Origin of the sequence: Pseudomonas sp. OV226 (genome assembly GCF_003148705.1) — a bacterium.
In the GTDB taxonomy this organism is placed as follows: Bacteria; Pseudomonadota; Gammaproteobacteria; order Pseudomonadales; family Pseudomonadaceae; genus Aquipseudomonas.
The window spans coordinates 432,603-445,884 of the sequence record NZ_QGGS01000001.1; the positions used below are offsets into that span (position 1 = coordinate 432,603).

Consider the following 13,282-nt stretch of genomic DNA (forward strand, 5'->3'; position numbering starts at 1 on the left):
CATGCTTTGAGTCGGCAGGGAATGTAGAGCGCTAAATGAGAAAAAAACGTCAAAGAAACCGTTAATACATGTCATTTCCATTCAGGTTAGCATTCCTTTGGCCCCTTGCCCTTGATCGATGTCAAACGATGTCATCGATCAAGGTCAGGCAGATCAAGCGCGATGTTGGGGGGGGGGGCACCAGCCGTATCGGGATTTGAGCAATCGCCCCGATTGTGACGGGCGGCCGCTCCACACCAGAAGGTGGCGAAAGGATAGCTCAGTGGCCCGGCGGACGCCTAGGGGCCGGTCGTTTCAGTTTTCGTCGTGGACGACTCGGGAATAAACGCCACGCTCTGTTCCTCTCGGGCGTGGAACATCCGCTCGCCGTTGGTGGGCGTGGTGGTGATGACCTGGTGGTCGGCACTCAGGTAGTTCAGCGGCAGCGCATCACCCTTGTGGTACTGCGCGACCACAATGGTGCGCTGCGGATTCCAGTGTTGGCCGCTGGCGTTATCCAGCCAGGCCATCAGTGTCGCGGTGTTGCCGGAGCGAGGGAAGTCCTCGGTTTCCTGCACGTAATAGAACGGTGCGCCACCGGTTTGCAGGTACATCGGCACTTTGTTGTCGACGTCGATCATCACCATGCGCCAGTGCTCCAACGGCGCCCGCTTGCTGGCTTCAAACTTGACCGTCTCACCGAAATCCACCACGCCGCCACCGCTGTTAGTCCAGGGGTACAGCACGCCGAGCACAGTCATCAATACGACTGCGCTCACCCCGAAACCGATCTTCAACCCGCGACTGCCAAACGCACTGTCGGCGTTGCGTTCGGCCATGCGCCGGGTGATCCACCAAGCCCCCAGTAACTGGGCGAAGGGCACGAGGGGCAATACGTAGTAGCTGCGTCGACTTCCGCTGGCGGTGAAAAACAGCATCAGCAGCCCCAGCCCCCAGATCAGCCAACGTGTATTGGGTTCGACACTGCGCCAGTTGCGTGCAGAGACCCACAGCGCCAACAACCAGAACGGCGCCCATGGCAAGGTGTAGACGGGAAGGTAAAGCAGGTAGGTGTAAATCGGCCCGATGTTATCGAACGGCTGGAAGAACCGGACGACATTTTCGCGCAACACCAAGCCCAAGCCACTTTCGCCATAGGTCGGTGTGCCATACACATGCGACAACATGAACGGTGTCATGTAGAAAACGCCGGCAACCGACAGGGCTGCACACAGCCGCCAATTGAGGTGGCGTTTCCAGCGACCCTCCTGCAACAGATGAGGCAATAACAACAACCCTGGCAGGATGAAGCCGATCAAACCTTTGAACAGTGAGGTCAAGGACAGCAGCAGGCAAAACACCAGGTAGCGGCTGAACCGTGTGTCGTCGGGCCCCCGCCAGTACCACCACACCGCCGCCAGTACGCCGCACACCGTGAGAATGTCAGCCGTGGCAACCCGTGCCCAGAAGATAAAATAGAAGGTGGTCGCCAGCATCCAGCCGGCAATCAAACCGGTACCTTTGCGATACAGCCGTTCGCCGATCAGGTACACCAGCCACACGCTCAGCCACGCCGCAATCACTGACGAGAGGCGCAACGACCAAGGGTCCAGGCCACCCGTCAACCAGGCGGAGGCGGTGATCAACCAATAGGAGGGCAGGGGTTTGTCGTAGTAGGCCCCGCCCTTGAGGTAGGGATCAATATAGTCACCGCTTTGCAGCATCTGTAAGGCGATGTTGGCCCAGCGTGTTTCCGCGCCCCACAACTCCCGGGTCCCCAGCCCCAGCAACAGCATCAACGCGGTTGCACCCAGCAGGAGCGTTAACCGGCCCCTGTCACTGGCCAAGAACTTCATGACGGGTTTCCAGTCGGTGCTGGTGGCGAAACTTTGTCAGGGCTGGTTTGCGGAAAAATCAGGATCTGCAGATTGCCACGCTGATAGCGTTTGCCATCGATAGGCAACCGCTCGACTTCTTCGATTTCCGCGACACTGTTGACCCGCATCACCACACCGACCGAGCCTTTTTTGCGCGCCTCGGTCATCCACTCATCGACGTTGTCCAGGGGCACTTTGCGCGAAGCCATGGCCGGGTCGCCGAGACCGTACTTCAGCTCGCCGATGGTATTGAACAGATCGACTTGCGGGCGCTTCAAACGCCAGGACAACGCGGAGGCCGCACCGAGATCGTTACTGAGCAAAGAACTGGTTTTGCCCAATGCATCGAGGTGTTCGGCAATGAACTGGTCCGGCATCTTGCTGTTGACGACCTGTGCCGGCATGGCGGCTGGCAACAACGCAATCAATATCCAGATGCCGATCGCCGGCATCGCCCAAAAAGTCAGTGGACGCAGGGCTTGTAATGAATTGCTGATGATCCAGCCGAGCAACACGATGAACGCCAGCGACAGGCTGAACATCTCGGTGTTTTCGTAGATCTCTTTGGAAACCTGAAGATAGAGCAGGGCGATCAGGGCAACAGTGCCCACGGTGATGTTGATCGCCGCATTGATGCGAAGCGACCGCGCTCGCCCTTGGTTCAGGAGCTCCATGACCGTGTGCCCCATCAGCAGGGCCAGCGGCAATAGGCACGGCATGATGTAGGTCGGCAGTTTGCCGCTGCTCAAACTGAAGAAAGCCAGTGGCAACAGCAGCCAAAGCAGCAGGAAACCGACGACAGGCTGGCGTTTGTGCTTCCAGGCGTTGATGAACGTGGTCGGTAGCAACGCCGCCCATGGCAGGCTCGACACCACCAGCAAGGGCAGATAGAACCACCATGGCCGCGCATGCTGTGCATCATCGGCGGCGAACCGGCGCACGTGTTCGTTCCAGAAGAAAAAGCGCCAGAAGTCCGGCTCCCGGTGGTGAATGGCGAGCACCCAAGGCAAGCACACCACCACCGCCACCAGCACGGCCAACGAACCGTAACGCACCAGTTCACCCATGCGCCGTTGCCAAAGCATGTAGGGCAGGGCGATCAACACGGGTAACAACCAGGCCAGAAAGCCCTTGGTCATGAAGCCCATGCCACAGGCGAACCCCAGCATCGCCCAGGCACCCACCTTGCTTCGTGGGGTTTGACCGTCGAGGGCAAACCACAGCGCAACCAGGCTCAGGTTGACCCAGAAGGTGAATTGCGGATCGAGGTTGGCGTAACCGGCCTGGCCGGCAATCAGCCCGAAACTCATGTACAGCAACGCGCAGGCCGCGCTTTTGCGCGGGTCGCTCCAAAGCCTGCGGGCGATCAGGTACGTCAACCAGACACTTAGCCCGGTACTGAGCGCCGAAGCAATGCGCACACCAAACAGGTTGTCACCAAAAACCGCCTGGCCGATGGCAATCATCCAGTACCCGGCGATGGGCTTTTCGAAGTAGCGAATGCCCATGAAGTGCGGCGCGACCCAGTTGCCGCTCAGGAGCATTTCCTGGCTGATCTGGGCATAACGGGGCTCGTCGGGGATCCACAGGCCGTGGGTCATCAAGGGCAGCAGGTAGAACACCACAAAGGCGAGAACCAGACCGGGCACAATCCAGCGATTGGCGGCGTTTGAAGTGCCGGTATAACGGTAGGACTGTGCCCCGACCGGGTGTCGCAACGGATTGTTTTGGGACGTCATGACTCGACCTGACTTAGAGACGTTACCGAATTCAGTGCAGGGCTCGGCGCAATCCTGCGAAAGCACAGCACTGGAATAAATTGCCCGAAGGCACAAATACAGCCGGAGTAAGTGATTTCTTTGATCTGGAACTATCAGCCTCCTTGGTTGAATGGTTCCTGACAAAATCGAAAATAAAGGTGAACTAGCGTTCAGCTGTCCATTGAGAAAGATTAACTTTCACTGTCGGGCACTTAACTAAGGAAGGTTCCATGGGTGCACTTAAAATGCACCGTTCACCTTCCATTGTTACTGCCGGCTGGCGAGTCGTTACTTGCGTGCTGCTGCAGTCGCCAGCGAGGGCCAGTCTTCAGGTTGCAGGATGCCCAACACCTTGAGTTGCCCTTGTGCATCGATGCTGACGAACAATGAACTGGTGTATTCACTGTCGGCAGCGTGTTTGAAACCTGTCTCTTTTTCAAAGTCGCTGATACAGCCACTGTGCGTCACCAGCACGCTGTTGCGATGGGCAACCTTGTGCGCAACCACATCGTTACGCAGTGCGGTGCCACAACTGGCCAGCCATTCTTGGGCGACAGCATCTTTGCCGAACATGGCGTGCGCTGTTTGTTGGGTGCGGGTCACCGGGCTTGCAAGTACATCGGTCTGCGCCATGCCCAGGCCCATAAAGCCTTTACCTACCGCCGTAGCTGTTTCGCTGCCATGGCGGGTAATGCCGTCGGCAGGACCCAGGCACGGGTTGCTCGACCGGTCACAGCGCTCGGCGTGTCGCACCAACACCACCACTTCTCCGGCCTGCCAATGCTTGAGCAGTTCGGCATGGGCCTGGGCGTCGGCGCTTCCCAGATTTGTCGGCGAGGTGTGCCACATGACAAAACCTGTCACGAGAGCAGCCACCAACAGTGAGCCCGAGATCGCAACCACTCGGGTGAGGCGCGAACCCTGGCGTGGCGCTGAGGTGGCAGGTGATACCGTTTTGAGCATGTTCTTACCCTTGACTGTTCGCAACACCGGACATAAGGCTGCTTTGGCCGCAGAAAAAACTGACGAATTTCAAATCAAGTTTTACTAAACCTGGATGATGAGCGGTACGTTAAAGGCTGAGGCGTGTGAACGTGGTGAAACGGATGTGAAAATTTTGCGCAGATGATCGAAGGGCAAATGCTTCTAGTGTGATGATCTACAACATTATTACAAACTAACTAGTTGCGCGGAGTATTTGAAAGTCAATATCAAGTACGGTGTGAAACTTGTTACAGAAGTGCCGCAGTTGCTTTGCCGAGGAAGAAAAACGTCATGCGATGTTCCAGCCTTTCATACCCGACGATGAAAGTCGGGGAGCGGGCTTGGGATCAGGGCTTTCGCAGGTGCAGCGGATCTGTAGCCGACAGCAATGGCAAGTGACGCTCGGCAGCCTTGAGCCCAACGGCTGCTGTTTCACCGTTGAGCTTAAGCCGGCGTAATCGGTTTCAACCGGAGGACGGGCAACTCTGTTGCGACCCCCTGGCCGCCTGGCCGATCACGGCCGCCAGGCGTTTGACATTGTTCTGCTGGGCGGCAACCAGGTCTTCGATACTTGTCGCCGAAGGCGTTTGCAAAGTGCTATGGCAGGTGAGTGATGAAACATTGCCTTCACCGATGCCCCGCAAGCGCCAGGTCGCCTCGATCAGCCCGTACTGGCCGGGAACAGAATCAAAGCGCTGCACCTCCACCCGCAACGACAATTTGCGTGGGGGGTTGGCGTTGATCAGTTGAGCCGCCAGTGCGCTTTGTAATTCCTCAGACAGTGATGCGCCCCACCAGTCGGTTTCCAGCAGGACCAGGCCACTGTTTCCCTGGCGAATGACTATCTGCGTCCGGTCGACCTGAGCCGGCACACTGACAGCATCAAACTCGATGTACATCCCGTTACTGTGCGCCGCGCCCCCGGTTTGCTGCGGCATCAGCGTGTGGTAATGAACCGGTTCACTGCGGCAGGCCGCCAGCAGCATCAGCGCAGTGATCAAGGTGATCTTCGGCGAAAAACCCATACGTCGTGCTCCTTTGTTCTGCGGCGCGGTCATTGTTTCAGGTCCTTAGCCGAGGCATTTTCGGGTCGTCCACGAATCAGCGATTCTGGATGCCTGCTCAAATAATCCGCCAGCTGACGCAACGCTCTTGCCGCGCGCCCCAGTTCATCCAGTGTTTCTCCCAGTTGTACCCGTTGCGGCGAGTCTTCGGCGATGGTGGAACCGGCCGACTTTATCGTCGTATTGGCCGATTGCAGGGTCGTGCTGACGTCCGACAGGGTGGTGCTCACACCGGGCAGGGTCTTGGTATTGAATTGCGCCAAGCCTTTGCGCAGTTCCACGAGGTTGCTGTCGAGGTTGCCGGCAATACGATCGATTGGCAGTTTGTTGAGTTTGTCGACCATGGCCTCCAGTTTTTCCTGCAATTGCTCAAGGCTACCCGGCAACGTCGGAATCATGACCGGGCGTGCGTTTGGATCGAAGGCCACTTTTTCGGTTTTAGGGTAGAAGTCCAGGGAAATGTACAACTGACCGGTCAACAGATTGCCGGTACGGGCCTGGGCGCGCAGGCCGTTTTCGATAAACGAGCCAATCATCCGAACGCTGGCCGCTTCGTCATTGGGGTCATGATTGAGCGCCTTGATCATTTTGGTGTGGGCCTGCCCCAAACGCTGCGGGTAGATCACGATGCCGACATTGACCGGGAACGTGCGCTTTTGCGCGTCGAAATCCAGATTGACCGATACCACCTTGCCGATCTCCATGCCCAGGAATTCCACCGGCGCATCGACCTTGAGCCCGCGCATGGCCTGATCGAAACGCAGGGCCAGGAATTGCGGCTTGCCATTCGGTGGCGCGAGGGCGCTTTGCTGGTCCTCGAACAGTTCGTAGGCATATTCTTCGGCGGCAGGTTTATCGTTAGGGCTGTACTCCGGCGCGCGAAAGGCAATACCGCCTACCAACATCGAGGACAAGGATTCGGTCTTGACCGCAAAACCGTTGGCACCCACGCTTACGTCGATACCGCTGGCGTTCCAGAAACGGGTGTTTTCGGTGACGTACTGGTCATTGGGTGCATGGATGAACAAGTCGATGTTCACCCCTTTGCCATCCGGGTCCAATCCATAGGCCACCACTTGGCCAACCGGAATCTTGCGGTAGTAAACCGGCGAGCCAATGTCCAGCGAGCCCAGGTCCTGGGTGTGCAAGGTGAAACGCTTGCCGGGTTCGCCATAGGTGATCGCCGGCGGGTTTTCCAGGCCCTTGAAGTTTTTCGCGCGGCCATTGGCCTGGCCGATGTCGGCGCCGATGTAATCACCGGACAGCAATGTATCGATCCCTGAGACACCGCCGGCACCGATGCGCGGACGCACGACCCAGAATTGCGAGTCTTCACGGGTGAAGCTTTCGGCCTGCTTGGCCAGTTTGATCGTGGCGTTGACACTCTTCTGGTCGTTGCTCAGTTCTACGTCCGAGACTTGGCCGATGATCACGTTGCGGTATTTGACCTCGGTCTTGTTGGCCGTCAGGCCATCACCGGTCTTGAACGTAACCGTGATAGTCGGGCCTTCCTGCAAGATGCTGTGGACGACCAGGGAAATACCCACCAATACCGCGACAATCGGAACGATCCAGACCAGTGAAACGCTGCGGCCAGTCTTGATTGGGGCCTGTCCGGGGGCCTGTGGCCCTTCAGTGGCTTGCGACTTCATCCATGACCTCCTCGTTTTGTGGGTTTTCCCGCGTTGAATCCCAGATCAGGCGCGGGTCGAAACTCATCGCCGACAGCATGGTGAACACCACCACCAAACCAAAAAACAGGATGCCCGGGCGCGGTTCGATGTCGGCCAGGGCCTGAAACTTCACCAGGGAGGCCACCAGTGCCACGACGATCACATCGAGCATTGACCAGTAACCGATGACCTCCACAAAGCGGTACAGCTGCGACCGTTCCTTGAGTGCCCACTGGCTGTCGCGGTGTACGGACAACAGCAGGAACGTCAGGGCCAAAAACTTGATGCCCGGCACCGCGATGCTGGCGATGAAAATGATCAGGGCGATGTCCCACGCGCCGGCCTCCCAGAACTCAAGTACGCCGCTCATGATCGTGCTGTCGGCACCGTTACCGACCATCTTGGTGTTCATCACCGGCAACAGATTGGCCGGGACGTAAAACGCCAGGGCGGTGAACATGTAGGCCCACGTGCGGTTCAGCGAGTTGGTTTTGCGCCGATGCAGGGGCGCACCGCAGCGCTCACATTCATGCGGCTCGCCGGTCATGTCGCAGGCCAGGCCGCAGCTGTGACACAGGCACAGGTTGAGTTCGCTGGCGACCGGAGGGGTATTCATAGAATGTCCCATAATTCACGGATATCGCGCCCGGCGATGCGGATCATCATCAGGCTCAGCACGGCAAGCGCAAACAGGCCGATGCCGGGCAGTACGTCCAGCAATCCGGCGAGTTTGATGACCGCCACCATTGCACCCAGCAGGCAGACTTCCAGCATGCTCCAGGGCCTGAGGGCCTCCAGCCAGCGCATGCAGAATTTAAAACCGGGTGAACGACGGTGTGAGAGGGCAAAACCCAGGACCCAGATGAGCAACAACAGCTGGAAAATCGGTGCGATGATCATCGCAATCGCCGCGACCATCGCAATGAAGGTGATCGGTCCCATGCTCAGGGCCAGGACTGAATCCCAGAGCGTTGCACTGTTTTTCAAGCCTTTGAGGCTGATGCTCATGACCGGATAAAAATTGGCGAAAACCCACAGCATCAACGCGGCGAAGGTCAACGCCAGGCGTTGCTCCACTGTCAGTCCGTTATAGCGCTGGAGCACGCCGCCGCAGCACGTACACAGGGTTTTCTGGTGTTTGGCGAGCGTGACTTTTTCATACACACAGTCGCAGTGCTCGCAGATGATCAGCTGATCAGTAGTTGCCATGGGCCAAGGCTCAACAAAGGGCAGGAAGTTCAGAGCACCTCCTCAATATAGAAGTGACTCGCAATTGAGCAAATCGAAAGTCGATACGATGGAGCTTAATGGCCATGAAACAGCTGCCCACGCGAGACAGCGAATTCGTCGAACTCCATATTTACCGCTATTACGATGTCGATTTCACCGCGCCTTGTTCGACTAACAAACAGGGAATGAATCTGTCGCATCGCACCGATCTCAGGCATTCCCTGTACGAGAACTCACCGGGAGAAGACCATGCGCAAGCTCACCGTTGCCGCATTCATGAGTCTGGATGGCGTTATGCAAGCGCCGGGCGGGCCGGAAGAAGACACCAGTGGCGAATTCCGCTTCGGTGGCTGGATCGTGCCTTACGCCGACAAAGTCTCCGGCCAGGCGATACAGGATCTGTTTTCGCAGCCGTTCGAGTTGCTGCTGGGGCGGCGCACTTACGACATATTCGCGGCGTACTGGCCCCACAGACCTGCCGACTCCAACAGTCATGACATCGCCAGCCTGTTCAACAGCGTCCCCAAGCATGTAGCCACGCATCGCCCCGAGACGCTGGATTGGCACAACAGTCATGCATTGCAAGGAAACCTTGTCGACGCGATCCGCACGCTCAAGCACCGCGACGGCGCTGACCTGTTGACGCAGGGCAGCGGCAATCTGGTGCATCAACTGCTCGCCGCCGGGTTGGTCGACGAACTTCGGCTGATGACGTTTCCCGTGGTTCTGGGACGCGGCAAGCGCTTGTTCGACGACACGGCGCAACCTGAGGCCTTCACATTGGTGAACTCGATAATTACGTCCAGCGGTGTGCTGATCACGCGGTATGTGCGAGACGGGGAGGTACGCACTGGAACGTTCGATGAAGGTGAATAGATTGGCCATGCTTGCGGGTTCGCGGTCTTTTGTTCCTCCCGCTGGGTAACCACTTCTGGCCGATAGCCGCCAGAACAGGCTACATCTCTCTCTGTGGCGACGAACCCGTTCTTCGCCACAGAGGATCGTGCTTATTCCTTCAGTTCAACCTTATCCAGCGCCTGATTCACCGCCAATTCCCCCAACATCACCACTTGGGTGATCCCCAGCAGGGTCTTGCGGTTTGAGTTGTCCAGTAGCGCCGCAAGATTGCTGAGCATGGTGGTGGCCGAACCCAGTGATTCGCTGGCGTTGACCAGCAGGGATTCGGTGTCGTACTTGGGGTTGGCGAGGAACATCGGTTCGGGTTCGTGGGTGCTGGCCATGATCTGGGCAGCCGGGTTGAGGTAGTGGTCGAGGGCGCGTTCGGCCGCTTCGTGGAGTTTTTTCGAATCGAGGGATTCGTAGGGCGATGCCGGATCGGTGTCCGGTGGGTTGGGTGTTGGTTTGAACATAGATGAAACTCCTGGAAGAACTATTGAGGAGCCATCACCCTTTGCTACCAAACGAAAGGTGGTGGCCATGCACAGGTTGGTAGACCGGTCCAGGAACCCGGCGCTCCCGAGGGAGCCCTACGCATGGCCACCATAAAAAACAGAGATAAAAACGATCTCTGTAAAAGGTGGCGCTATGCGCCTGGACATACCGGGCTACCAAACCCGATCACTGTTTTTCAGTGACCCAGCCACGATAGAACCCGTGCCCTAGACGCACAAGCCGGCGGATTCTGTCTTACCCGTAGGCGATGACGCAAGGCGTTGTAGCCTTCGGGTGGTAACAGGAGGCTTCGTTTAAACAGGCGGGAACTTCGTTGTTTAAGCGTCAGCGACACGAAGGGGAATCTCGCGCCGGGACGCAGGCTGTCGGGGAGGCGCGCACTCGGTCGCAATCTTCTGCGGCGCTAAAATGTACCTTCGAGTTCCAATCCAGGAGAACCAAGATGATCAGCAAAAACACGATTTGTCTCTGGTACGACGGCACCGCGCTGGACGCTGCGACCTTCTATGCCCGGACGTTTCCCGACAGTTCAGTGGGGGCCGTCCACCGCGCGCCGGGCGACTATCCGGCGGGTAAGCAGGGCGATGTCTTGACGGTTGAATTCACGGTGATGGGTATCCCTTGTCTCGGCCTGAACGGCGGATCGGGGATCCGGCATAACCAGGCCTTTTCGTTTCAGGTCGCCACCGATGACCAAGCCGAAACGGATCGCCTGTGGAACGCGATTGTCGGCAACGGCGGCACGGAAAATGTCTGCGGGTGGTGCCAGGATAAGTGGGGGTTGTCGTGGCAGATCACCCCGCGTGTCTTGACGGCTGCGATCACCCATCCTGATCAAGCGGTGGCCAAGCGAGCGTTCGAGGCCATGATGCAGATGGGCAAGATCGATATCGCGGCGATTGAAGCGGCGGTGGGGCGTTAACGGGTTACGTTAACGTGGTTGATTGCTCTGCGCTGGCCCGATCAATCAACCACTTCTTCAATACCGCAGCGGCTGGACGTAATACAGCCTGACGGTGGTGAACCAGGTAATAGCCTCTGGACACCGGCAGGCGCATTTCAAAGGGTTCGCACAGCGAGCCGTTGCGCATTTCCAACTCTGTCAGGACCGCACTGCTCAGTACGACCCCCTGTCCATGCCGTGCCGTTTCAATGGCCAGAATGGACTGGTCGAAATGTTGACTGGGGATGCCAGCCACCTGCGCGTCGGTCAATTGGCTGAACCGTTTGAACCATGGCGTCCAGTGCGGGAGCAGGGTGGTTTGCAGGAGTGTGGCGCGCATCAGGTCTTCGGGGCCTTTCAGCTTGAGTTTCCGGGCATAGTCGGGCGAACAATAGAGCCGGGCTTCATCCCGATACAGCAAGGTTGAGTCCAGCGACGGATCGTTGCCGTCAAAGTAGCGAATCGCCAGATCAACCCGATCCCGCTCAAAGTCGATCAAGGCCGTCGATGCACTCAGGTGCAGGGAAATGTCGGGCCTGAAACTCAAGAAGTCGGCCATTCTTGGCGCGAACCATTTCGCTGCCAGCGTCGGCGGCATGGACAACCACACTTCATTCACATTGCTCAGGCGCAGCTCGTTGCTGGCTTGCTGGAGCCGCAGCAACGCGGGTTGCACGGCGGCCCAGTAGTTCAATGCGGCTTGAGTCGGCTGGACTTGCCGCACAGACCGGATGAACAGCGGCGTGCCCAGCCATTCTTCGAGCTTCTGGATCTGCTGCCCCACGGCGCCCGGGGTGACATGCAGCTCCGCCGCCGCTTCGGTAAAGCTGGCGTGTTTCATCGCGGCATCGAACGCGACCAGGGCCTTGAGGGGAGGCATATCGTTCATACTGAAGTTTTTCTACTCCATATGGGTTTTTTAATCGGTTGTTCAGTTCGGTCCTAGCCCTTACCTTCGCACAACAACTCCCCGTGCAGAGGTTCATCATGAACAAATTTGTCTATCCTGCCTTTGCTTTGCTCGGGTTGATCTGGGGCACCAATTTCATTTTCATGAAGTGGGCTGCCGAGGTGATTACGCCGATGCAGATTGTACTGTTACGGGTGCTCTTCGGCTTTCTTCCGATCCTTGTCCTGGCACTGTCACGCCGTGCGTTGCGCTGGTTTCATTGGCGCCACTTGCACCATTTCTTCGTCATGTCATTGCTCGCCACCACCGTGTATTACCTGGCGTTTGCCAAGGGCGCGGCGCTGCTTCCTTCCGGCATCGCCGGCATGCTCAGCGGTGCGATTCCGCTCTTCGCCTTTTTGACGGCATTTGTTTTTTTGCGCCAGGAACCGATCAACCGCTTGACGGTGACGGGCCTGATGATCGGTTTTGTCGGTGTGCTGCTCATCGCCCAGCCTTGGAACAGCGCCGGCAACGGCGTTGATATCCGTGGCGTGCTTTACATGGTCGGCGGCTCGCTGAGCCTGGGCTGTTCATTCGTCTACGCCAGACGGTTCCTGATGGACAAGGATCTGTCGCCGCTGGCGTTGTCCACGTACCAGATCGGCCTGGCGCTCCTGGTGCTTTTGTTGACCACTGACCTTCACGGGATCGAGCGCATTGCGCACGAGCCTGTCGCCTTGAGTGGGCTGGTGTTCGGGCTCGGGGTCATCGGCACCGGCGTGGCGTTCCTGTTGTATTACTTTCTGGTGCAGCACCTCGGCGCGCTCAAAGCGGCGGGTGTCACCTACATTCCGCCCGTCGTGGCGCTGGGCATTGGTGCATTGCTGATCCATGAGCCGTTGCAGGCCCATGATGTGCTGGCACTGGTGTGCATCATCGTCGGGGTCTATGTACTGCAAGTCGGGAAGTCTGCGCCGCGCCCGATAGCCACCGCGTCTTCTTTAAAACCGCTTTAAAAACCTCGCCCAATCCAATCTCAACCCAGCAGGAAACCACCATGCCTTTAGCCAGAATCGATGTCGCCGCTGATACCTCCGAAGAAACCGTCGCCGCCATCAGCGATGTGGTTTACGAGGCCATGGTCCAGACGGCCAATGTTCCCGAACATGACAAGTTCCAGATCATCAATCGCCACCGCAAGGATGAGCTGGTTTATCCGTCGGCCGGGTACCTGGGCCTTTCTTACACCCCGGGGATCGTGTTCATTCAAGTGACCTGGAATGCGGGACGAACCGTTGCGGTCAAGAAAGCGTTTTACCAGGCGATTGCCCAGGGCATTCATGCAAGGACAGGGCTGCGCAAGGAAGATATCTGGATCAGTGTGGTGGATGTGAAGCGCGAGGACTGGTCGTTCGGCAATGGCGAGATGCAATACGCCCCGGTGGACTGACGGAGGGGGCAGGCCCC

13 protein-coding genes and 1 pseudogene are annotated in these 13,282 nt (G+C 57.9%); 5 read left to right on the forward strand and 9 right to left on the reverse strand.

Annotated features, from left to right (window positions below; all coding sequences use genetic code 11):
• Positions 1-278: 278 nt before the first annotated feature.
• From C7534_RS02190 to C7534_RS02200, 3 genes are all read right to left on the reverse strand, one after another.
• Entirely contained in the window at positions 279-1,835 is a 1,557-nt protein-coding gene (locus C7534_RS02190) for an ArnT family glycosyltransferase (protein ID WP_109784815.1), read from the reverse strand.
• Entirely contained in the window at positions 1,832-3,595 is a 1,764-nt protein-coding gene (gene arnT, locus C7534_RS02195) for a lipid IV(A) 4-amino-4-deoxy-L-arabinosyltransferase (RefSeq protein WP_109784816.1), read from the reverse strand. The genes C7534_RS02190 and arnT overlap by 4 nt, the downstream gene beginning before the upstream one ends.
• 309 nt (positions 3,596-3,904) lie before the next feature.
• Entirely contained in the window at positions 3,905-4,579 is a 675-nt protein-coding gene (locus tag C7534_RS02200) for a histidine phosphatase family protein (protein ID WP_109784817.1), read from the reverse strand.
• Between the two features lie 299 nt (positions 4,580-4,878).
• Between C7534_RS02200 and C7534_RS32770 the strand changes: the two are divergent.
• Positions 4,879-5,058 (forward strand): annotated as a pseudogene (locus C7534_RS32770) (two-component sensor histidine kinase); the annotation flags it as partial.
• 6 nt (positions 5,059-5,064) lie between these two features.
• Here the strand turns inward: C7534_RS32770 and C7534_RS02210 are convergent.
• From C7534_RS02210 to C7534_RS02225, 4 genes are read right to left on the reverse strand one after another with little or no spacing between them, the layout of a single operon-like run.
• Positions 5,065-5,625, reverse strand: coding sequence for a PqiC family protein (locus C7534_RS02210; RefSeq protein WP_077430185.1), 561 nt, complete (start codon positions 5,623-5,625; stop codon positions 5,065-5,067).
• A gap of 29 nt (positions 5,626-5,654) precedes the next feature.
• Entirely contained in the window at positions 5,655-7,316 is a 1,662-nt protein-coding gene (locus C7534_RS02215) for a PqiB family protein (protein ID WP_046027304.1), read from the reverse strand.
• Positions 7,297-7,953, reverse strand: coding sequence for a paraquat-inducible protein A (locus C7534_RS02220; protein WP_109784818.1), 657 nt, complete (start codon positions 7,951-7,953; stop codon positions 7,297-7,299). Before C7534_RS02220 ends, C7534_RS02215 begins: the two co-directional genes overlap by 20 nt.
• Positions 7,950-8,546, reverse strand: coding sequence for a paraquat-inducible protein A (locus C7534_RS02225; RefSeq protein WP_109784819.1), 597 nt, complete (start codon positions 8,544-8,546; stop codon positions 7,950-7,952). The genes C7534_RS02220 and C7534_RS02225 overlap by 4 nt, the downstream gene beginning before the upstream one ends.
• A gap of 270 nt (positions 8,547-8,816) precedes the next feature.
• Between C7534_RS02225 and C7534_RS02230 the strand changes: the two genes are divergently transcribed.
• Positions 8,817-9,443 carry a dihydrofolate reductase family protein gene (locus tag C7534_RS02230; RefSeq protein ID WP_109784820.1) on the forward strand — a complete coding sequence of 209 codons (627 nt, stop codon included), beginning with the start codon at positions 8,817-8,819 and terminating at the stop codon, positions 9,441-9,443.
• Positions 9,444-9,574: 131 nt separating this feature from the next.
• On the opposite strand, the gene C7534_RS02235 is transcribed toward C7534_RS02230, so the two are convergent.
• Positions 9,575-9,937, reverse strand: coding sequence for a DUF6124 family protein (locus C7534_RS02235; protein WP_109784821.1), 363 nt, complete (start codon positions 9,935-9,937; stop codon positions 9,575-9,577).
• Between the two features lie 485 nt (positions 9,938-10,422).
• On the opposite strand from C7534_RS02235, the gene C7534_RS02240 reads away from it, so the two are divergent.
• A complete protein-coding gene (locus tag C7534_RS02240; RefSeq protein ID WP_109784822.1) occupies positions 10,423-10,902 on the forward strand; it encodes a VOC family protein in 480 nt (159 codons plus the stop codon).
• Between the two features lie 4 nt (positions 10,903-10,906).
• On the opposite strand, the gene C7534_RS02245 is transcribed toward C7534_RS02240, so the two are convergent.
• Entirely contained in the window at positions 10,907-11,812 is a 906-nt protein-coding gene (locus C7534_RS02245; RefSeq protein ID WP_109784823.1) for a LysR substrate-binding domain-containing protein, read from the reverse strand.
• Between the two features lie 98 nt (positions 11,813-11,910).
• Here C7534_RS02245 and C7534_RS02250 point away from each other — a divergent pair, with 98 nt between their 5' ends.
• Both C7534_RS02250 and C7534_RS02255 read left to right on the forward strand, forming a co-directional pair.
• Complete coding sequence (locus tag C7534_RS02250) at positions 11,911-12,831, forward strand: DMT family transporter (protein WP_109784824.1); 921 nt, start codon at positions 11,911-11,913, stop codon at positions 12,829-12,831.
• A gap of 41 nt (positions 12,832-12,872) precedes the next feature.
• Positions 12,873-13,265, forward strand: coding sequence for a tautomerase family protein (locus C7534_RS02255; protein ID WP_109784825.1), 393 nt, complete (start codon positions 12,873-12,875; stop codon positions 13,263-13,265).
• Positions 13,266-13,282 lie beyond the last annotated feature (17 nt).

Bases quoted from the DNA above. Each gene is read 5' to 3' on its own strand.
- C7534_RS02190 (WP_109784815.1), bottom strand. From the start codon at position 1,835: ATGAAGTTCTTGGCCAGTGACAGGGGCCGGTTAACGCTCCTGCTGGGT.
- arnT (WP_109784816.1), bottom strand. From the start codon at position 3,595: ATGACGTCCCAAAACAATCCGTTGCGACACCCGGTCGGGGCACAGTCC.
- C7534_RS02200 (WP_109784817.1), bottom strand. From the start codon at position 4,579: ATGCTCAAAACGGTATCACCTGCCACCTCAGCGCCACGCCAGGGTTCG.
- C7534_RS02210 (WP_077430185.1), bottom strand. From the start codon at position 5,625: ATGGGTTTTTCGCCGAAGATCACCTTGATCACTGCGCTGATGCTGCTG.
- C7534_RS02215 (WP_046027304.1), bottom strand. From the start codon at position 7,316: ATGAAGTCGCAAGCCACTGAAGGGCCACAGGCCCCCGGACAGGCCCCA.
- C7534_RS02220 (WP_109784818.1), bottom strand. From the start codon at position 7,953: ATGAATACCCCTCCGGTCGCCAGCGAACTCAACCTGTGCCTGTGTCAC.
- C7534_RS02225 (WP_109784819.1), bottom strand. From the start codon at position 8,546: ATGGCAACTACTGATCAGCTGATCATCTGCGAGCACTGCGACTGTGTG.
- C7534_RS02230 (WP_109784820.1), top strand. From the start codon at position 8,817: ATGCGCAAGCTCACCGTTGCCGCATTCATGAGTCTGGATGGCGTTATG.
- C7534_RS02235 (WP_109784821.1), bottom strand. From the start codon at position 9,937: ATGTTCAAACCAACACCCAACCCACCGGACACCGATCCGGCATCGCCC.
- C7534_RS02240 (WP_109784822.1), top strand. From the start codon at position 10,423: ATGATCAGCAAAAACACGATTTGTCTCTGGTACGACGGCACCGCGCTG.
- C7534_RS02245 (WP_109784823.1), bottom strand. From the start codon at position 11,812: ATGAACGATATGCCTCCCCTCAAGGCCCTGGTCGCGTTCGATGCCGCG.
- C7534_RS02250 (WP_109784824.1), top strand. From the start codon at position 11,911: ATGAACAAATTTGTCTATCCTGCCTTTGCTTTGCTCGGGTTGATCTGG.
- C7534_RS02255 (WP_109784825.1), top strand. From the start codon at position 12,873: ATGCCTTTAGCCAGAATCGATGTCGCCGCTGATACCTCCGAAGAAACC.